Annotated in this window: 16 protein-coding genes, 17 tRNA genes and 1 rRNA gene; 4 read left to right on the forward strand and 30 right to left on the reverse strand. The window is 43.2% G+C overall.

The window, feature by feature from the left end:
* Positions 1-249: 249 nt before the first annotated feature.
* The 5 genes from E4T71_RS05600 to E4T71_RS05620 all read right to left on the reverse strand — a co-directional run bounded on the left by E4T71_RS05600 (position 250) and on the right by E4T71_RS05620 (position 5,029).
* Positions 250-846: an HAD-IA family hydrolase gene (locus E4T71_RS05600; RefSeq protein WP_135037966.1), complete on the reverse strand. Its 597-nt coding sequence runs from the start codon at positions 844-846 to the stop codon at positions 250-252.
* Entirely contained in the window at positions 843-2,123 is a 1,281-nt protein-coding gene (locus E4T71_RS05605) for an MATE family efflux transporter (protein ID WP_135037968.1), read from the reverse strand. Before E4T71_RS05605 ends, E4T71_RS05600 begins: the two co-directional genes overlap by 4 nt.
* A 260-nt stretch (positions 2,124-2,383) precedes the next feature.
* On the reverse strand, positions 2,384-4,183 hold the full coding sequence (locus E4T71_RS05610; RefSeq protein ID WP_135037970.1) for an acyltransferase family protein: 1,800 nt from the start codon (positions 4,181-4,183) through the stop codon (positions 2,384-2,386).
* Positions 4,173-4,607, reverse strand: coding sequence for a hypothetical protein (locus E4T71_RS05615; protein ID WP_135037972.1), 435 nt, complete (start codon positions 4,605-4,607; stop codon positions 4,173-4,175). The genes E4T71_RS05610 and E4T71_RS05615 overlap by 11 nt, the downstream gene beginning before the upstream one ends.
* Before the next feature lie 2 nt (positions 4,608-4,609).
* Entirely contained in the window at positions 4,610-5,029 is a 420-nt protein-coding gene (locus E4T71_RS05620; protein ID WP_135037974.1) for a low molecular weight protein-tyrosine-phosphatase, read from the reverse strand.
* Between the two features lie 242 nt (positions 5,030-5,271).
* Between E4T71_RS05620 and E4T71_RS05625 the strand changes: the two genes are divergently transcribed.
* Positions 5,272-6,192, forward strand: a complete 921-nt coding sequence (locus tag E4T71_RS05625) for a CPBP family intramembrane glutamic endopeptidase (RefSeq protein ID WP_135037976.1) — start codon at positions 5,272-5,274, stop codon at positions 6,190-6,192.
* 141 nt (positions 6,193-6,333) lie between these two features.
* A protein-coding gene (locus tag E4T71_RS05630; RefSeq protein ID WP_135037978.1) for an IS5 family transposase occupies positions 6,334-7,136 on the forward strand; the annotation gives its coding sequence in 2 pieces (ribosomal slippage) (positions 6,334-6,702 and positions 6,705-7,136; 801 coding nt in all).
* Between the two features lie 73 nt (positions 7,137-7,209).
* Here the strand turns inward: E4T71_RS05630 and ruvB are convergent.
* Positions 7,210-8,211 (reverse strand): Holliday junction branch migration DNA helicase RuvB, encoded by a 1,002-nt coding sequence (gene ruvB, locus E4T71_RS05635; protein WP_135037980.1) that lies wholly within the window; start codon positions 8,209-8,211, stop codon positions 7,210-7,212.
* A gap of 299 nt (positions 8,212-8,510) precedes the next feature.
* On the opposite strand from ruvB, the gene E4T71_RS05640 reads away from it, so the two are divergent.
* Positions 8,511-9,221, forward strand: a complete 711-nt coding sequence (locus E4T71_RS05640) for a GntR family transcriptional regulator (RefSeq protein WP_135037982.1) — start codon at positions 8,511-8,513, stop codon at positions 9,219-9,221.
* Between the two features lie 75 nt (positions 9,222-9,296).
* Here E4T71_RS05640 and purB read toward each other — a convergent pair whose 3' ends face one another.
* Positions 9,297-10,589 carry an adenylosuccinate lyase gene (gene purB, locus E4T71_RS05645; RefSeq protein ID WP_135037984.1) on the reverse strand — a complete coding sequence of 431 codons (1,293 nt, stop codon included), beginning with the start codon at positions 10,587-10,589 and terminating at the stop codon, positions 9,297-9,299.
* Positions 10,590-10,687: 98 nt separating this feature from the next.
* Here purB and E4T71_RS10485 point away from each other — a divergent pair, with 98 nt between their 5' ends.
* A complete protein-coding gene (locus E4T71_RS10485) occupies positions 10,688-11,980 on the forward strand; it encodes a CHAP domain-containing protein (protein WP_135037986.1) in 1,293 nt (430 codons plus the stop codon).
* Positions 11,981-12,273: 293 nt separating this feature from the next.
* On the opposite strand, the gene plsX is transcribed toward E4T71_RS10485, so the two are convergent.
* From plsX to rrf, 23 genes are all read right to left on the reverse strand, one after another.
* Positions 12,274-13,278 carry a phosphate acyltransferase PlsX gene (gene plsX / locus E4T71_RS05655; protein ID WP_135037988.1) on the reverse strand — a complete coding sequence of 335 codons (1,005 nt, stop codon included), beginning with the start codon at positions 13,276-13,278 and terminating at the stop codon, positions 12,274-12,276.
* Entirely contained in the window at positions 13,275-14,039 is a 765-nt protein-coding gene (recO, locus tag E4T71_RS05660; RefSeq protein WP_194181253.1) for a DNA repair protein RecO, read from the reverse strand. Before recO ends, plsX begins: the two co-directional genes overlap by 4 nt.
* A gap of 302 nt (positions 14,040-14,341) precedes the next feature.
* Positions 14,342-15,310, reverse strand: coding sequence for a ribose-phosphate diphosphokinase (locus E4T71_RS05665; protein WP_135037990.1), 969 nt, complete (start codon positions 15,308-15,310; stop codon positions 14,342-14,344).
* Positions 15,311-15,376: 66 nt separating this feature from the next.
* Complete coding sequence (gene mreD, locus E4T71_RS05670; RefSeq protein WP_135037992.1) at positions 15,377-15,883, reverse strand: rod shape-determining protein MreD; 507 nt, start codon at positions 15,881-15,883, stop codon at positions 15,377-15,379.
* Positions 15,883-16,683 (reverse strand): rod shape-determining protein MreC, encoded by an 801-nt coding sequence (gene mreC / locus E4T71_RS05675; protein ID WP_167758475.1) that lies wholly within the window; start codon positions 16,681-16,683, stop codon positions 15,883-15,885. The genes mreD and mreC overlap by 1 nt, the downstream gene beginning before the upstream one ends.
* An 80-nt stretch (positions 16,684-16,763) precedes the next feature.
* Positions 16,764-16,851, reverse strand: a tRNA-Ser gene (locus tag E4T71_RS05680).
* A gap of 2 nt (positions 16,852-16,853) precedes the next feature.
* Positions 16,854-16,927: transfer RNA gene (locus tag E4T71_RS05685), tRNA-Ile, on the reverse strand.
* A 38-nt stretch (positions 16,928-16,965) separates the two neighbouring features.
* Positions 16,966-17,036 (reverse strand) — tRNA-Gly (locus E4T71_RS05690).
* A 12-nt stretch (positions 17,037-17,048) separates the two neighbouring features.
* Positions 17,049-17,121, reverse strand: a tRNA-Phe gene (locus E4T71_RS05695).
* Between the two features lie 3 nt (positions 17,122-17,124).
* Positions 17,125-17,198, reverse strand: a tRNA-Met gene (locus E4T71_RS05700).
* A 13-nt stretch (positions 17,199-17,211) separates the two neighbouring features.
* Positions 17,212-17,301, reverse strand: a tRNA-Ser gene (locus tag E4T71_RS05705).
* 5 nt (positions 17,302-17,306) lie between these two features.
* Positions 17,307-17,380 (reverse strand) — tRNA-Ile (locus tag E4T71_RS05710).
* Between the two features lie 24 nt (positions 17,381-17,404).
* Positions 17,405-17,478, reverse strand: a tRNA-Met gene (locus E4T71_RS05715).
* Positions 17,479-17,481: 3 nt separating this feature from the next.
* A tRNA-Pro gene (locus E4T71_RS05720) sits at positions 17,482-17,555 on the reverse strand.
* A gap of 52 nt (positions 17,556-17,607) precedes the next feature.
* Positions 17,608-17,681 (reverse strand) — tRNA-Arg (locus E4T71_RS05725).
* A 5-nt stretch (positions 17,682-17,686) separates the two neighbouring features.
* Positions 17,687-17,771, reverse strand: a tRNA-Leu gene (locus E4T71_RS05730).
* A gap of 5 nt (positions 17,772-17,776) precedes the next feature.
* Positions 17,777-17,848 (reverse strand) — tRNA-Gly (locus E4T71_RS05735).
* Between the two features lie 12 nt (positions 17,849-17,860).
* A tRNA-Thr gene (locus tag E4T71_RS05740) sits at positions 17,861-17,933 on the reverse strand.
* A 15-nt stretch (positions 17,934-17,948) separates the two neighbouring features.
* Positions 17,949-18,030 (reverse strand) — tRNA-Leu (locus E4T71_RS05745).
* 3 nt (positions 18,031-18,033) lie between these two features.
* A tRNA-Lys gene (locus tag E4T71_RS05750) sits at positions 18,034-18,106 on the reverse strand.
* 81 nt (positions 18,107-18,187) lie between these two features.
* Positions 18,188-18,260: transfer RNA gene (locus E4T71_RS05755), tRNA-Asp, on the reverse strand.
* A gap of 15 nt (positions 18,261-18,275) precedes the next feature.
* Positions 18,276-18,348, reverse strand: a tRNA-Val gene (locus E4T71_RS05760).
* A gap of 25 nt (positions 18,349-18,373) precedes the next feature.
* A 5S ribosomal RNA gene (gene rrf / locus E4T71_RS05765) occupies positions 18,374-18,489 on the reverse strand.
* Between the last annotated feature and the right edge of the window lie 11 nt (positions 18,490-18,500).

Here is an 18,500-nt window from a genome sequence, read left to right on the forward strand (position 1 = left end):
TTTGATTTGGTTTGCGCTTATATCATAAAGGGGAAATCCTTTTTTGTCCAGTCAAAAGTCTCACCTAATGGGTGAAAATCAAAAACTTCCAGAAACCATGATGTATCAGCGATTCTGGAAGTTTTTTTAGTTATGTATGAATAATTTGGGATAAAATATAAACTAAAAGGGTATAAAAGTTAATCAATAGAACAGGGCCCTCCCCCAAGCCTTCCTTGCTTAGATATCTACTAGAATAACCCACTATTCTTAATCAAACATTAAATCTTGAATAGCTAGTAAATTCTCAATTTGCTGGCTTTCTGGATGGGCTAAGAAATTAATCGAGTGGATTCCCGCCGCAAGGGCTGCTTCAATATCCAGAAGGCGGTCACCAATATAGTAAGTCTGATCCGGATCCAATGTATACTTGTCCATCAAGTAGTAGAGAGCCTCCGGATCTGGTTTACGAGCGAAACCATCGCTAGCTGTCACCACTTCTCTAAAATAGGATGCTATACCCAATTGCTCTAAAAGAAGATGGGCTTCCTCATCCTTGTGAGTAAAGACAAACTGCTGAATTCCTTGCTGATCTGCCCATTCCAAGATTTCCCTAGCTCCCGGTAAGAGGCGAATTTCCCCACTGAATTGCGGTAAAGCCTTTTGATAAAGAGGCTTCAAATTTTTCCCATCAGCTTTTTCAATTTTTTCAAAAAAATCTTTAACAGAGGTTGCTAAAATCTGCTGGCGAATAGCCTCCTTGTCAAAAGGATACTCTGTATCTGCCAAGGCCTGACCAATAGCTGCCAGAATGGCTTCATAAGAATCCAAAAGTGTCCCGTCCAAATCCCAAATAAAAGCAGTCATACCTGCTCCTTTCTATAAGAACGATAGTGACGTCTGAGCCACCACCAGCGAAAACCATTATCAACTAGGGTCCCAATCCAAATGCCACTTAACCCCCAGCCCAGAAAATGTCCTAGGAAGGCACCAAAACCTAATCGTAAAATCCACATCCCTATGCTAGTCGCATAAAAAGGTAGCTTAGCATTGCCCAAGCCCTGCCACAGGCTGGTATAGATCAAAGTCCCAGCAATCATCGGTGTTCCTAATAAAGCAAACAATAAGACCGTTTGACTAGCAGCAACAACCTGCGTATCACTATTATAAAGCTGGGTCAAAGGCTGACCAAAAAGGTAAAAAGCTAGGCCAATCGGAAACATTAGAGCTAGTGTCCAGCCATACAAACGCGAGACTAAGGCATCAACCTGCTCCCAATCCTCCTGCCCGCGAGCTTGAGCGATCAAAATAACCCCTGCAGTCGCCAGACCCAAAGCCGGCATCGCATGAAAGGGAATCAAGGTCTCCCCTATGGCATTCCCCGCGACCACTTCGGTTCCAAAAGAAACCACTAGCACCATAAGCAGAAAATCGCCAAGCCGCATCATTAGACGTTCACCCGCCGCCGGTAAGGCAAAACCCACCAAACTCCAGTCCCAAATCCAAGGCTGCCCCAACAGAGGGAAAGGGACTCGCCACCAAAGGTAAAGAGCTCCTAGAAATCGCGACAAAACTGTCCCTAAGGCAACCCCCATCAAGCCCCAATCTAGGCCATAAAGAAAGGCAGTAGACAAAAGAACATTTAAAAAATTAACGACTAGACTAACCCACATAGGTTCCTGCGGGCGTCCCCAGATTCGTAACACTGCACCTAGACTCATCATCAAACCTTGGAAAACAATGGTACCTCCAACTAGACTAATATAAAGACCACCTGCTGCTGCCACTCTAGAATCCGTCCCCATCCAAGAAAGAATCGTCGGTCCCGCTAACACAGACAACAAACCTAGAACCAGAGATAACATTATCGTTAGACCTAAGCCTGATCGAGCTAAGTCCTCGGACCACCCCTCTTCCTTCTCTGCATGAGCCTTGGCAACAAAACTGGATAACGTCGCAACCAGAGCTAAAAATAGAGCCTGGTAAATCGCCAAGACACTAGAAGCCAAAGAAACTCCAGAAATAGCCACCAAACCAAGACTAGCTACTAGATAGGAATCCACTACTCCCATCACCATCTGTAAAAAATTCTCCAACATGGCCGGTAAAGCCAAGTCAAAAATCCGTCGATTTATTTTTTCCATAAAACTAGTATAACAAAAGAGGGAGTGGGAAACACGAGCAATTGTGGTTTGCTTCGCAAACTCTATGCGCCACTAAGTCCAAGAATTTTTACTAACACAACACTAAAGGCTGGTGCCTAAGCCCAGCCTTCTTACTGTTTTCAAATTCCTTACAATCTTAGAACCAAGCATTGGTCCTTATACATCCACCTGAAACGCTACTAGGTTTAACCTATCGATTGTTTGTGGGAGATGTTCAACAATTCTCCAATCATCATTCATTAGGGTTTTGTGGGTGCATCTTGGGCTTTCTTCAACGCATTACGAACAGTCTTAGCATACAGTTTACCACCTTGTGCAATACTGCTAGGATTAGATCCGAAGTGGACATCATCCGTACCATACCAGATTTCCGGATTGTCTACGGCAGTCTGATACCAGTCTGCAACCAGCACATAGTCGTATTGATCAGCCAATTTAATCATATAATCCCGGGTCCGGTTGGCGATAGCATTGGGATTGTCCAACACACGACCATCATAAGGGGTCACCAAGATTAAGCGATGACCAGCCGGTAAGTCTTTAACCATCTGGTCTAACTGCTCAAAATAATCATTGACCTCATTAACTCCGAGCGCAATGATGACATCTGTAACCAGGGTGCCATTTTTAGCAGCCTTTTTCAGCATTTTAGTACCATCAATCAAGTTCCGAGATACCGCTGCATCCATATCCAAGCCAGGAATATCCTGATTCAGCCAATCACTAGCCCGGAGGGCAACAGAGTCACCAATTAGGCTTGCTCCATCAGCAACTGCATCCGGATTCTCAGTGCGGATACGGAGAGAACGCATTTGTTGACTAGCCTGTTGCAAACTATTTCCTACCAGATTAGCCTCAAAACTTCCCATAGTTGGACTCATCATCACTCCAATGATCCAAGCTATTCCCAATAGGAACGGAAGAATAAGCCCTTTCCAGCCCAGACTTGGCATCACTACGGGCGTACCTAAAATTTTCGGATTTTTCCCTTGAAGCATAGGTTCTAATAAATAAAAAGAAAAAGCAGCTAAGACAAGAGAAAGCAGGATGGTCAATGAAACGGCTAAACCGTGTTCCATCCATTCAGAAAAAATCAAATAGAAGGGCCAATGAAAGAGATAGACCCCATAAGAGGTACTAGCTAAAAAATCGAGCACTCGCGGCTCCTTAATCTGGGTTTTCTCGTGTAGGATACGAGTAGCCAGAATCATCACCCCAGCCAAGAGAGAAGCTACAAAAAGACCGACTGCATAAGTCCACAAAGACTCAAAAGTGAGAAAGCGTGCGAGGACTAGTGAAAGAGTCAAAGCTCCTAGGTAGATAAGTAGGGTCTTACCTAAACTCCATTTCTGGATGAAACTCCGTAACAACATCCCTTGTTGCTGCAAGCCCGTCAAGGCCGCTAGACTAGAGCCCACAAAGAAGGGAAAACTGTGTGATAGGCTTGAGAAATAGAGATTCGAGACATTATCAGTGGTGAAAGTTCCAACCAGCATACTGATATAAGAGACCAACAGAAAACCTGTCGAAACTAGGAAAACCTGACTCTTAAATCGTCGAATATCCTTACATCCACGCGCCACCAAAGTCAGAAGCAACGCCCAGACAATATAGTAATGCGCCTCCAGGGCCAAACTCCAAGTGTGCAAAAACAGATGTGGAATGAACTGGCTTTCATAGCTAGCTCCCAAAAGCATTTCATAGAAGTTGGTCACAAAACCCAGAGCCCCAGCTGTCTGAGTTCCAATATCCACCCGAAAATCTGCCTTGACAAAAAGCATCAGGGGTGCCACTACCAGTATCATCAGTACAAGCGGTGGAACAATTCGATACAATCTTCGCCTAAAATAAGACACCAAATCTATCTTCTTGGTTTTCCCAACTTCCTCAATCAACAAAGCTGTAATCAGAAAACCTGAAAAGACAAAAAAGACGTCTACCCCAATGAAACCACCTGGTAATTGTTCCTTATAAAAATGATAAATCAGGACAAAGAGGAGACCTGTTATCCGAATAAGGGAGAACCATTTAATTCTCATTCTGGTAAATTCCTTGCTTAAATGTTCCAGTATAGGCGACCTTATCCTCTGTTACCAGCTCCCCTTTTCCATCTGGCTTACCCTTGGCAAATTGGCCTGTATAGCGCCAACCATCCTTAGAGGTAAAGGTTCCTTGACCTTGAAAAGCTCCATTTTCAAACTCGCCTTCATAGGCATCCCCATTTTCATAGGTAACCTTGCCTTGACCAGTCATTTTTCCCCGAACTAAAGTACCCTCATAGATAATCTGACCTTCATTTAGGCTGACCTTCCCCTTCATAGGGATCCCAGATACCAAAACCCAGATTGCACATAAAAGGATTATCACCCCAGCCAGCAGTTCAAAACTAGATCGTTTCCAGCGAATACTTTTGGCAGGAACTTTTTTATCGATATATTTCTGCTCTTTTTCCTTCTTTGCCATCGCTACTCTCCTACTCTTTCAATCCATTCTCGACATCCCTGTTGAACCAAGCGATAGGTCTCCTCGAAATCTCCCGTATACCATGGATCTGGGACTTCCCCATCAATCAAGGGATGAATCTTAGCTAAAGCTTCCTGTGGAGCCATGGCCCGCAAATCCTCTAAGTTAGACTGGTCCATAGCCAAGATTAAATCAGCTTCACGAAAATCTGCTTGTGAAATCTGTTGTGATTGTTTCGAGACATCGTAAGGAATTGCATATTTTTGGAGAATTGCTTGTGTTCCTCGGTGAATCGGATTCCCATGCTCCCAAGTCGAGGTGGCACGGCTTTCAACATGCCAAGTCGGCATTTCTCGTTTCATTACAAATTCAGCCATGGGACTGCGACAAATATTTCCTAAGCAAACCATAATCACTTTCATATCGTATACCTCTTTTCTATTATACCATATAAGGAAAGGGTGACTCACACAATTTCTGAACCGACTCTGCTTCATGGTACTCATTCATAAACCGCTAGAAAAAAGCATCTTCTATTCATCAATCCTATTTTCTACATAGCATTATTTGTATATTTTTGATAAAATAAATATATAAAACGATTTCAGCTACTGACCTTCAACTACCACCAAGTGTTCCATTAAGCCAAAAGGAGGAAGATAAGATGAACCAAAAAAGAATCTTGGAAAATACGACCAAACGTTATGAAAAACTGCCCGCATGGCTGATGATCATTCTGGCTTGCTTGATGGTAGAGATGTTCTTTTTCGGTGGTTCTATCATTGGAATCCTCATCCTTACCATCATCTCCATACCTTTCCTAATTGCTCATCTAAACAATCCAAATACTATCCTTGAACAATTTAGTCTCCTACATGTTCAACTAGGGCTATTTGCCTTCATTGCTCTAACACTCTTCGCTTGGGTTAAGTGGTACGAGAAACGCCCCATTTCTAGCCTTGGATTTTTCAAAACAAATTATTTTCTTGAGATTCTAAAAGGTTGGGGAGTAGGAACACTGACCTTCGCCTGTAGCCTTGGACTCAGCTATTTGTTTGGCGGAGTCACATTCAATCGTGTCGATTTTTCAGGTGCAAATCTCATGTTTGTTGTATCAACCATCCCATTTTGGCTGATTCAAGGTGGTACAGAAGAACTCCTAACCCGTGCCTGGCTTCTACCCATTATCAACAAGCGTTCCAATCTCCCCATTGCAATTGGCATTTCAAGTAGCCTTTTTGGAATCATGCACTTGACCAATAACAATGTCACTGGTTTGTCGATTTTAAGTATCGTCTTATCTGGTGTATTCATGGCTCTCTACATGCTTAAGACTGACAATATCTGGGGTGTTGCAGGTTTACATGGGGCTTGGAATTTCACACAAGGCAATATTTTCGGAGTCGCCGTCAGTGGTACAAGCACCGGCTCCTCTCTCTTTTCTTTTGGAATAAAACCGGAGGCAGCCGATTGGATTTCCGGCGGAGACTTTGGAACCGAGGGCAGCCTAATGGCCAGTATCATCTTACTTCTTGGAAGTATCTACTTAGTCCTTCAATTAAAAAAAGAAAAAAGTCTGCTGTGACCATGCCTTCAATAACGCTCACTCCCTTCAAAGACGGTCTACCTTGCGCACAAGCCAGACCGTCAGCTAAGGAACTTAACAAAATCAGAATTTGACATTTAATAGACTTCCTGCGAAACAAGGATATGATAAAATAGAAGCATGAATTATGAATCCAGTAAAAAACTTTCCGATTTACGCTTTAAACGCCTAGTTGGTGTTGAGAGAAGAACTTTTGACAAAATGCTAGAAATCTTGACAGTTGCTTATCAAGCCAAACACTCTAAAGGTGGTCGGACTCCAAAAATGAGTTTAGAAGATATCCTAATAGCTACTCTTCAATACCTACGTGAATATCGTACTTATGAACAAATTGCAGCTGATTTTGGTGTACATGAAAGCAACCTTATTCGTCGTAGTCATTGGGTTGAAGAAGTCTTAGTTCAAAGTGGTTTCACTATTGAAAAAGGAAAAGTAAAGGATACCGATACTATCATAGTTGATGCATCAGAAGTGAAAATTCAACGTCCCAAAAAAAACAAAAGTTAAACTACTCTGGAAAAAAGAAATTACATGTAGGTAAAGTCCAAGTAATCATAACTGGACAAGGGAAAATTCTTTTTATAGATGTTCAGCTAGATTACTGCCACGATATGAAGCTTTTTAGAAAGAGTAGACGGGATTTATCTAAAGCTAGGGAAATATTGGCAGATAGTGGCTATCAAGGACTTATGAAGCTCTATCCTCCGGCTAAAACTCCTATAAAATCCAGTAGGTACCATCCTTTAACAAAGGGAGATAAATCTTACAATCGAGACTTATCTTCACGGAGAATTAAGGTTGAGAATATTTTTGCAAAGTTCAAAGTGTTTAACATCTTTTCAACAACTTACCGCAATCGTAAGAAACGATTTGGTTTAAGAATGAACTTGATTGCTGGTATTATCAATTTTGAAAGGCTATAAACGTTTCGCAGGAAGTCTAATGAGTACCAGACTCAACTAACAAAGGCAGGTCCAGATAGACCTGCCTTTAGTATCAATTCGTCCCCGGTATGGGATATCCCAAATGTTCATAGGCTTTAGCAGTAGCCTGTCGGCCACTGCGGGTACGAATAATAAAGCCTTGTTGAATCAAGTAGGGTTCATACATGTCTTCAACCGTTTCCCGCTCCTCTGCAATATTCACAGCAATCGTAGACAAACCGACCGGTCCGCCATTGTAGAGCTCAATCATCGTACGCAGGAGCTTCTGATCTACATAATCTAATCCCTCTTGATCCACATCCAACATGGTCAAGGCTTGATCTGTCATATCACGATCGATAACACCTTCCCCTTTAATCTGAGCAAAATCCCGTACACGTTTCAGCAATCGGTTAGCAATTCGTGGGGTCCCTCGACTACGACGAGCTAGCTCGATAGCTGCTTCTGGTAAAATCTCTGTTTCAAAAATCGCTGCCGTCCGCTCAACAATCTCCGTCAAATCAGGCAGGTCATAATACTCCATGTGTGCATGAATTCCAAAACGAGCCCGTAAGGGATTAGACAGCATCCCGGCCCGTGTTGTTGCTCCAATCAAGGTAAAAGGAGGTAATTCCAAATGAACCGAACGGCTCGTCTCTCCACTCCCAATCATAATATCCACATAAAAATCTTCCATAGCACTGTAGAGAATTTCCTCTACAGCCATGGGCATACGGTGAATTTCATCAATAAAGAGCACATCCCCTGGCTCCAAGTCATTTAAAAGAGCCACCAAATCTCCTGCCTTTTCAATCACAGGTCCAGATGTTTGTTTTAAATGAACCCCTAATTCATTGGCGATAACAAAAGCCATGGTCGTTTTCCCCAAACCGGGAGGTCCAAAAAGTAGGGTATGATCTAAGGACTCATCCCGTAATTTTGCAGCTTCAATAAAAATTTTTAGCTGTTCCTTAACCTTACCTTGGCCAATGTATTCCTGAAATTTTTGCGGACGAAGACTGCCTTCAATCAAACTATCCTCACCCATTTGTTCCATATCTACTAATCTAGTCATAGCTCTATTATATCAAAAAATTCAGTTTGACTTTTCAGAGGAGCTGAGTTCTAAAACTATAAATCTCTCCCCATCAGCTCTATTCATAGAGACAGATAGCAGTCGCTCACAGCTACTTTTTCAAAATTAGAATACTTCTGATTTTAACTCTAAAACATAACCTATTTATAGATTATAAACAAAATCACCCTCGGTGTATAACTTATCAATATATTAAAAAAATCGCATTTTGTCAAGAATTTTTTAAGTTTTTATGGTAAAATCTTAATAGAGGGAAGGAAAGTGAGGTGATATATAGCATGGCAATCCCAAAGTATCAACAAATCAAAGATGAACTCAAGCACAAAATTATCTCTGGTCAATTTGAGAATGGGGATAAATTTTATACAGAGGCCGAATTGATTGATATGTATAATGTTAGTTCAATTACGGTTGTACGTGCCTTAAACGACCTAGCTAAAGACGGTTACATCGTACGCCAACAGGGAAAAGGGACTTTTGTATCCCGAGCTGGCAATCATAAACTGATCGAATATTCTGATGCTGATTTTCTTGATGGTAAAGTCGATAAAGTAACAGTCCTATCGATTACAAGGGATAACAATCCTGAGTTCATCGCAAAACTTGGACTTGGTCCTATGCACTATTATTATAAGATCGAACGGATGCGTACAGCGGATGGTACCCCTTATGTTTTCCATGAATCTTATATCCCAGAGCAGTATATCAATGCCAATTATCCAGAATTGAGCTACTATAGCTCAATCTACGACCGGTTTAAGTTTGACTACCATATTCATCTCAATGATGAAAAATTTGAAGAGACAACTGAAATTCTCTTTCCAACAGATTCCTTGATTAGCGAACGCCTAGAGGTTGCTGAAGAATTTCCTACTGTCCTTCAAACCAAGACCACGCGCCTTGAATCCACTGGTCAAATCTTGGAATACCGTAAAACCTATAAACGTGGTGATTACTTCAAGTTCACCCTCCTATCACGGAATCAATAAGCTATGAACGATGAATCATACAAAATCACCAAAAAAAGGGCCACTTCTCACCCAGGAGAAGATAGGCCCTTTTTATTATAATCCCAAGCGGGTGAAAATCGCATCAACGCCGTTAGTATAGTAATCTGGATTAAAAATTTGTTCAATTTCTGCTGAATTTAAATAGGAAGTAATTTCAGAATCCTCCAGTAGCAGAGATTTAAAATCAACTTGGTGATCCCAGGCTTGAGCCGTTTTAGGCTGAACCAAGTCATAGGCGGCTTCCCGCGTCATTCCCTTTTCAATCAAAGATAATAAAACACGCTGACTATAAATAAGCCCAAAGGTAGCATCCATGTTACGTCGCATATTTTCAGGGAATACGGTCAAATTCTGGACAATACGACCAAAGCGATTCAGCATGTAATCCAAAAGAATCGTTGAATCTGGGGCAATAATACGCTCTGCTGAAGAATGTGAAATATCTCGTTCGTGCCAAAGTACTACATCTTCCATGGCTGTCATCATATGACCACGCAACACGCGCGCCAAACCTGTCATATTCTCAGAACCGATTGGATTACGCTTGTGGGGCATAGCAGAACTTCCCTTTTGTCCCTTAGCAAAAAACTCCTCCACCTCACGTTGCTCCGATTTCTGCAAACCACGAATTTCTGTCGCCATACGCTCAATAGATGTGGCAATCAAGGCTAGGCAATTAAAATAATCTGCATGTAAATCCCGAGGTAAAACTTGAGTTGAAATCTCTTGCGGACGAATCCCCAAGCGCTCACAAACATACTCTTCTACAAAAGGAGGGATATTTGCAAAATTTCCAACTGCACCCGAAATTTTACCAGCCTCAATCCCTGCTGCAACCTGATTAAACCGTTCCAAATTGCGTTTCATCTCACTGTACCAGGTTGCTAATTTCAAACCAAAAGTGGTGGGCTCTGCATGAACCCCATGAGTCCGCCCCATCATAATGGTATATTTATGTTCTCGTGCTTTCTCAGCAATAATAGCAAGGAAGTTTTCCAAATCCTGACGCAAAATAGCATTGGCCTGTTTATAGAGATAACCATAGGCGGTATCAACCACATCAGTTGAAGTCAAGCCAAAATGAACCCACTTGCTTTCTTCTCCTAACGATTCAGATACAGCACGGGTAAAAGCAACCACATCATGATGAGTCTCCTGCTCAATCTCTAAAATCCGCTCAACATCAAAACGAGCCTTTTCCCGTAACAAAGTCACATCCTCTTGGGGAATCTCCCCCAATACTGCCCAAGCCTCAGCCGCTAAAATTTCCACTTCCAGCCAAGCCCGATACTTATTCTCCTCAGACCAAATAGCCCCCATTTCAGGTCGCGTATACCTTTCTAACATGCGTTCCTCCTCCAAGTATTCTCTTACCAGTTTACCTTATTTACAACTTTTTCTCCAGTCATTCCGAATGAATAGAAAAAGATCCCCAGGAGGTACCTATGTATCCAAGTAATCCTGTCCAAGAAGCCATTCATCCCCGTCAATCCGCCCAAGTCACCTTGTTAGATTCCAAGCACATAAATCTCCATTTTCCGCTCGTAAAAAAAGAAGGACCTCTAACACTTCAAATTTGGCCTAGCCAAGCGCCAAAGGACTGGCACTACTTTCCCCTTGGGCAAATAGATGGTAGCACACAGGTAATCCTAGACCTCAAAGACTTGCCATCTAACTCTGGTCCCTATGCCTATCGGCTCCAAGGACCCCACGGACAAATCCTTCAAAGCGGGACCTTTCTTTTCCCAGCAAGTCCAGACAGCCACAAGGACCGACAAGATTTAAAGCCACACACCAAATTTTCTCCAGTCCAACTCGACCAAGGTTTCCTCCTTTTTCAACTCAAACCAGCTCCCCATAGTCCTGCAATCCACAAGGCTAAGCTCCGAATTACACAAGACCAGCAGAATCCAAAAATCCTTCCCTTAACCCCAGAAAGTCCAGACGGACTCTTCCAGACCCTCATTGACCTAAATCAAGACCTATCTGCGGTCCCTATCAAAAGTCAGATTGAAATCACCTTTGCCGACGGGCAAACGAAAACCTATCCCCTAGCAGACTATCAAATCCCCCTCGACAAACTGGAACCCCAAGTGCAAATCCAAGAGGAAGCCGACACCCTGCACCTAGAAATTTCTCGAGCCCAGGCCCTCGAACAAGTTCAGATTCTCCTCAATGGTCAGACCTGCCCCCTCACACACAACAGCCCAGCTCTCTATCAAACTAGTCTCCAACTTCCAACAAATCAACCAGCAACGATTCAAATTAAAGCCCTCAAACAAGGGCAACCCCAAACAATCTACCACAAAACCTTTCAGCCAGCACCGACCGAAATAAAACCCTTCAAACAAGGGCTAGATTCCCAAGTAAGTCCAAATCAGGATTTCCAACCCCTCTACCCAGCACCAACCTACCCCACCGGCCAATGCACGTGGGGCGTCAAACGTCTCGTCCCTTGGGTTGGCGACTGGTGGGGCAACGGTGGTCAGTGGGCAGCCTCAGCAGAAAACCTTGGTTTTCGAACAGGCTCAGAACCTCGTGTTGGTGCTATCGCCTGCTGGGACGATGGTAGCTATGGTCACGTAGCCCTAGTCACCCACGTCGCCTCTCCCCAAGCCATCCAAGTCAAAGAAGCCAACTACAACGGTCAAGGAGCTATTCGGAATTACCGCGGATGGTTCGACCCTAGCCAAGGTCTGGGACACCTGACCTACATTTACCCACCTGATACTCTTTGAAAATCAAATTTAACAGTTGTCAGGTCAGACAGTCTGGTAGACTGTCTGAGATTTTAGTTGAAAAAACGAAGTTTTTGTCAACTTTGCTGTACTCATTTGAAACTTTCTTCGAAAGTTTTATGAGCAAGCTTAAAACCTCTCCCAAAGATTTCGAACTTTCTGAGGCTCACTTCCTAGTTTAATTTTTGATTTTCATTGAGTATGAAAACTAAAAAAGAGCTTAGAATCACACTCATCCGAAATGCTGATTCTAAGCTTTTTTATCAATTCATATTTTAAGAAAAAAGATCCACTTAGGCCTCTTCCCTTTCAACTTGGAAAAATTCTCTGGTTTGTTCCACAATTTGGCTATCCAAGATGCTCGTAACTTGTTTGAGAGTGTAGTAAATGGATTTAGCATCGCTAGATCCATGCGCCTTGACAACCGGAGCTTTGACACCAAACAACATAGCACCTCCTGCCTCAGTATAGTCTAGACTCTTACGCATTTCCTTGAGACTAGGCTTTAATAACCATGCTCCCAACTTAGCCCGTAAACCGCCTGCTAGGATGGTCGACTTAAGTTGACTGAGAATTCCTAATGCGGTTCCTTCCATAGTTTTGAGAACCGCATTTCCAGTAAATCCATCTGTCACTATGACATCCGCTACCTGATCCATAAGATCTCGAGCTTCCACATTCCCCACAAAGTTCAAATCCTCTCTTGCCTCCAAAAGTTGATAAGCTTCTTTGCGCAGGGAATCACCTTTACCAGCTTCCGATCCATTATTGAGTAGACCTACCCGAGGATTTTGAACACCTCGAACGTGATTCGCATAGAAAGAACCCATGAGAGCATATTGCTCCAAATGTTGAGCGGTACTTTCTGCATTGGCACCCAAATCCATCATGACAAAACCTTGGCCATTTTTACTTGGTAAAATTGTCAACAAACCAGGCCGATCAATCCCTTTAATCCGACCAATAATGAAAAAGGAAGCGGCTAGAAGAGCACCTGTATTTCCTGCAGATAGAAGGGCATCTGCTTGGCCTTCCTTTACAGCCTTAGCTGCAAGGACCATACTGGCATCTTTTTTACGCCGGATAGCTCGAGTTGGCTCATCATCCCCTTCAATTTTTTCCTTCGTATGAATGATCTCAATCCGATCACTGTTCGCAATAAGAGGCAAAATCTGATCTTGATCTCCATACAATTGAAACATCACGTCAGATAGCTCATCACGGGCCCGTAGAACCCCCTCAACAATAGCCTGCGGCGCAGCATCGCCCCCCATAGCATCAATGGCAATACGTTTCATTTTCTCTCCTTCAAAAGACTTCCCCACTCATCCAGGGAATCTAGAAATTTTTTGGCCTTCAAGTGAATCCCAACATATTCTTGGTAAAAAGCATCGAGTGTCCGACGTAAGTCAAACTTGGTTTCAGAAGATAAACGGATACTCTCTAATTCTTCCAGGGAAACAGCCTGAAACCGCTCTAGCAAAAAAAGGCTATTGGGATTGAAGTGAGCACGATGCACATCTTGATCATAATGTTCAGGACAAAGTACCCCATCATAGACAAAACTATAATCAAACGGCAAACCGATCCGATGACAAAAACAGCACTCCGACAAAACTAGACGAGTCCCAAAACGGTCCAAAATCTGCATCTCAAAAATCAAGGTTAGAACCTCATAATCCAATCCCTCTTCCATCAAATCTAAGGTCTTGGTCACAAACTGAAAAAGAGCCGGATCTGCTTGTCCATCCTGAATACTGGCATCAGCTAAAGCCAAAACATAGGAGGCATAAGCCAAAGAATAGATATCTCCCTGAACTTTGGGATAAGCAGTCTCTACACTAACTTCATCAATATAGCCCAGTCCCTCCTCTCGAAGCTTGAGGACATAGTCCCCCATCACCAAGGGTTGAATCTGAGCCAAACGCTGAGACTTCTCGACATTACGGATAAAAAACATCCGCTTCCCAGCCTTCTCTGTAAAAATTTTAACCAAACGATCCTTTTCCCGATAGGGACGATTATAAAGAACCAGACCTTTGGACTGAACTGTCTCCATCAGCACCTACCTTACACCAAGTAAAGTTCAACAACAGCATATTCAAAGAATTTTGAAATAGTATAAGTCTCAATAGAAAAGAGGCTGCGTTCCAGTTCCAGCCTCGAAGTATTCATTAATGATCATTCTTTACCACAATAGTTGATAGGCTCATATTGTGGAGTCTACTATTCCTGTTCATTCAACTCCGCTCTAACGGTATTTAACAAACTTTTAGAGCAGAGTTAGAAATAAACCAACGATATGTAATCGAGTCAGGAAGACTGCTCACCAACTAATTCAAATTAGTTCCAGTCATCTCCTTACTTGTTTTTGTTAATAGCAAACAAACTAGATAGAGGACGTTTTTCATGGATGCGAATAATAGCTTCTGCCAAAAGATCAGCAGTTGAGATTTGAACAATCTTGTCAATCAAACGTTCCTCTGGTAAATAGATAGTATCCAAAACAACTAATTCCTTAATCGCTGAATTTTGGATATTATCCATAGCCGGTCCTGATAAAACCGGGTGAGTACAGCTAGCATAAACCTCAAGTGCTCCCGCCTCTTGCAAGGCATCTGCAGCATGAGCAATAGTCCCCGCTGTATCAATCATGTCATCAATTAGGATACAGGTCTTACCTTCAACCTTCCCGATGATATTCATCACTTCACTAGTGTTCATCTTATCAACGGAGCGACGTTTATCAATAATGGCAATAGGTGTCCGTAAGAATTCTGCCAACTTCCGTGCCCGGGTAACACCCCCATGGTCTGGACTTACTACAACGTAATCTTCCCCTACCATGCCACGACGTTCAAAATAATCCGCAATCAACGGAGCTCCCATCAGATGATCTACTGGAATATCAAAAAATCCCTGAATTTGAGCCGCGTGTAAATCAACAGTCAAGAGACGATTAACACCTGCCACCTGCAACATATCTGCCACAAGCTTAGATGTAATTGGTTCCCGAGCTCTAGCTTTCCTGTCTTGGCGAGCATAGCCGTAATAAGGCATCACCACATTCACTGACTCTGCACTCGCGCGCTTCAAAGCATCTACCAAAATCAAGATTTCCATCAAGTTGTCATTCACAGGTGAACTGGTTGACTGAAGAATATAGACGTGTTTCCCACGAATCGATTCCTCAATATTTACCTGAATCTCACCATCTGAGAATTGACGGACACTGGATTTCCCCAATTCCATACCAATCGCAGCTGCAACACGCTTGGCTAAGTCCTGATTTGATGATAGAGCAAACAATTTTAAATCAGAAAAAGACATGATTCCCTCCGCATTTTTTATCCCTTCTTCCATTTTAAACTTTTTCAACTCTTTTTTCAAATGAAATCAAGATTTGGCTAGGGAAAAACGAAAGAGAGGTGTTGTTATTAAACTTAAAAGGAGATTGATTGCCAAACTAGGAGCTAAACTTAGAACCACAAAATCCATCCAATTCAAACTCGCCATCCCCATCAGAGTAGCCGCTCCAAAGTAAAGACTTTCAAAAAGGCTTATCAGTAAAACTGTCGCTAGCAGAATAGTCCAGGTATTTCGTAAAAACAAACGATTCAAACTAGTGACAAAAAGCACACAAAGAGGGAATAAGACAAAGAGAATGCCAATGGAATGAAAGACATAGCTATCTAGAAGAAAACCCGCTATCATGCTTGCTCCTAATAATGTAAAGGTTGAATAAAAAACAGAAGCAAAGAGTAGAAAGATTAGGCTACTATGAAACACGGGATACCAATGACTGGGAATCAAGTACGACAGAAATAAGGACGATTGCTGGTCCACAAACCATAGTAAAAGAAAGAGACCAAGGATTTGAAGAAGATTCCAGACTGCTTTCATTATTGACCTACCACACTAACTGTTGAAAAATCTAAACTACTAGCGGACATCTTAACATAGACTTCCCGCTCTAAATTATTACTATTCTGCTTACTTGACTCAACTTGACCTAAAGGAATATCTTTAACTGGCATATTTCCCAAACCAGAGGTCATCACCCGAGATCCTTTTGGAATCTCATCTGACGCATTCAGTTGATTAACGGTCACCAACTGCTGAACGGGATCATAAGACTTAATAATTCCAAAAATATCCTTAGAACCTGTATTGATTTTAACAGGAATCGCCAAGGGCTCTTGCTCAGAAGTTAGGAGAGATATAACACTCGTTTCCTCAGAAATTTTTGAGACTTGACCGACAAGCCCCCCATGAGCAACCACATACATATTCTCAACAATCCCATCTTGAGATCCCTTATCTATGACTAGCCAATTCGACCAAGTAGCTGGTAGACGATCTATAACTGCCGCCTGAATCACTTTGCGCTCCTTAAATTGGGACTGTAAGCCCAACTGTTGCCGCAATTCCTCGTTCTCCTTCTTTAGAGAATCAATCTGATTAACTTCCTCGTCCATCGCATAAAGACGCTGCTTCAAATCCTTATTTTCCTCATAAGCGTAAAATAGATTCGAAAAATCTGTCTCTGCTTGCCGCAAAGCTCCAAAAGGCTGATGTAGGAGACGACTCAACCAGGCAACACCGCTATTGGTTTGCTGAACAATAACTGAAGAATAAGAAAAAAACAGTAATCCCAAGACTAGAATCGAAGCTAAACCTGTAAGGAGAACTGTCTTTGACATGCGAAATTTTTTCATACATCCACCACTAAAAAAGGATAAAATAAGAAGGCTAGGATTAAATCCCAACCTTACTTTCATGACGGAGAATGGGGGATTCGAACCCCCGCGCCGGTTACCCGACCTAACGATTTAGCAAACCGTCCTCTTCAGCCTCTTGAGTAATTCTCCTATGGGCACGAGTGGACTCGAACCACCGACCTCACGCTTATCAGGCGTGCGCTCTAACCACCTGAGCTACGCGCCCAAGTCAAAAAACTTGGTATTTTGAACATAACTGTTCAAAGCGGGTGACGAGAATCGAACTCGCGACAACAGCTTGGAAGGCTGTAGTTTTACCACTAAACTACACCCGCTTATAAAAGAAATGGCGCGAGACGGAATCGAACCGCCGACACATGGAGCTTCAATCCATTGCTCTACCAACTGAGCTACCGAGCCAAATTGCGGGAGCAGGATTTGAACCTACGACCTTCGGGTTATGAGCCCGACGAGCTACCTAGCTGCTCCATCCCGCGCTATTGAAAAGAAAGGAGGATGTGGGATTCGAACCCACGCACGCTTTTACACGCCTGACGGTTTTCAAGACCGTTCCCTTCAGCCGGACTTGGGTAATCCTCCATATATGGACCTTGTAGGACTTGAACCTACGACCACTCGGTTATGAGCCGAGAGCTCTAACCAGCTGAGCTAAAGGTCCAAGCAAGATCGATACTTAAATTAATAGCGGCGAAGGGGATCGAACCCCCGACCTCCCGGGTATGAACCGGACGCTCTAGCCAGCTGAGCTACACCGCCATATCGGGAAGACAGGATTCGAACCTGCGACACCTTGGTCCCAAACCAAGTACTCTACCAAGCTGAGCTACTTCCCGTAGATGTAATTTAGGTCTTTACTTCGTATTATAAATTCCTATTTCTATAACATGCACCCTAGAGGAGTCGAACCTCTAACCGCCTGATTCGTAGTCAGGTACTCTATCCAGTTGAGCTAAGGGTGCTCATTTGCCGAGGACCGGAATCGAACCGGTACGATCGAAATGATCGCAGGATTTTAAGTCCTGTGCGTCTGCCAGTTCCGCCACCCCGGCGCCAAAGCGAACGACGGGATTCGAACCCGCGACCCCCACCTTGGCAAGGTGGTGTTCTACCACTGAACTACGTTCGCAATCCTCTTAAATGCCGGCTACATGACTTGAACACGCGACCCTCTGATTACAAATCAGATGCTCTACCAACTGAGCTAAGCCGGCCTATTTTTATTCATATGCGGGTTAAGGGACTTGAACCCCCACGCCCGAAAGCGCCAGATCCTAAATCTGGTGCGTCTGCCAATTCCGCCAAACCCGCATATGACCCGTGCTGGGCTCGAACCAGCGACCCATTGATTAAAAGTCAATTGCTCTACCAACTGAGCTAACGAGTCTTTATGTACATTGTACATCTTTGACGCAAACTTTCGTTTGCTTTATTTTATACATTCAAAATGTACACTGTACATTTTGAACGGTCCCGACGGGAATCGAACCCGCGATCTTCGCCGTGACAGGGCGACGTGATAACCGCTACACTACGGGACCTGTACTTACGTACTATGGGAGTTAACGGGATCGAACCGCTGACCCTCTGCTTGTAAGGCAGATGCTCTCCCAGCTGAGCTAAACTCCCATAAGAAAACCGAAGTTTTCTATTCGCTAAGCGACTACCCTATCTCACAGGGGGCAACCCCCAACTACTTCCGGCGTTCTAGGGCTTAACTTCTGTGTTCGGCATGGGAACAGGTGTATCTCCTAGGCTATCGTCACTTAACTGTTTTCTGT

Origin of the sequence: Streptococcus sp. WM07 (assembly GCF_004570525.1) — a bacterium.
Lineage (GTDB): Bacteria > Bacillota > Bacilli > Lactobacillales > Streptococcaceae > Streptococcus.

What these genes read in the sequence shown, in the direction of transcription:
- recO (WP_194181253.1), bottom strand. Translation starts at nt 14,039, where the DNA reads ATGGAGACAGTTCAGTCCAAAGGTCTGGTTCTTTATAATCGTCCCTAT.
- E4T71_RS05610 (WP_135037970.1), bottom strand. Translation starts at nt 4,183, where the DNA reads ATGAGAATTAAATGGTTCTCCCTTATTCGGATAACAGGTCTCCTCTTT.
- plsX (WP_135037988.1), bottom strand. Translation starts at nt 13,278, where the DNA reads ATGAAACGTATTGCCATTGATGCTATGGGGGGCGATGCTGCGCCGCAG.
- E4T71_RS05605 (WP_135037968.1), bottom strand. Translation starts at nt 2,123, where the DNA reads ATGGAAAAAATAAATCGACGGATTTTTGACTTGGCTTTACCGGCCATG.
- mreC (WP_167758475.1), bottom strand. Translation starts at nt 16,683, where the DNA reads ATGTCAAAGACAGTTCTCCTTACAGGTTTAGCTTCGATTCTAGTCTTG.
- E4T71_RS05620 (WP_135037974.1), bottom strand. Translation starts at nt 5,029, where the DNA reads ATGAAAGTGATTATGGTTTGCTTAGGAAATATTTGTCGCAGTCCCATG.
- E4T71_RS05615 (WP_135037972.1), bottom strand. Translation starts at nt 4,607, where the DNA reads ATGGCAAAGAAGGAAAAAGAGCAGAAATATATCGATAAAAAAGTTCCT.
- mreD (WP_135037992.1), bottom strand. Translation starts at nt 15,883, where the DNA reads ATGAAAGCAGTCTGGAATCTTCTTCAAATCCTTGGTCTCTTTCTTTTA.
- purB (WP_135037984.1), bottom strand. Translation starts at nt 10,589, where the DNA reads ATGTTAGAAAGGTATACGCGACCTGAAATGGGGGCTATTTGGTCTGAG.
- E4T71_RS10485 (WP_135037986.1), top strand. Translation starts at nt 10,688, where the DNA reads ATGTATCCAAGTAATCCTGTCCAAGAAGCCATTCATCCCCGTCAATCC.
- E4T71_RS05600 (WP_135037966.1), bottom strand. Translation starts at nt 846, where the DNA reads ATGACTGCTTTTATTTGGGATTTGGACGGGACACTTTTGGATTCTTAT.
- ruvB (WP_135037980.1), bottom strand. Translation starts at nt 8,211, where the DNA reads ATGACTAGATTAGTAGATATGGAACAAATGGGTGAGGATAGTTTGATT.
- E4T71_RS05625 (WP_135037976.1), top strand. Translation starts at nt 5,272, where the DNA reads ATGAACCAAAAAAGAATCTTGGAAAATACGACCAAACGTTATGAAAAA.
- E4T71_RS05665 (WP_135037990.1), bottom strand. Translation starts at nt 15,310, where the DNA reads ATGTCTTTTTCTGATTTAAAATTGTTTGCTCTATCATCAAATCAGGAC.
- E4T71_RS05640 (WP_135037982.1), top strand. Translation starts at nt 8,511, where the DNA reads ATGGCAATCCCAAAGTATCAACAAATCAAAGATGAACTCAAGCACAAA.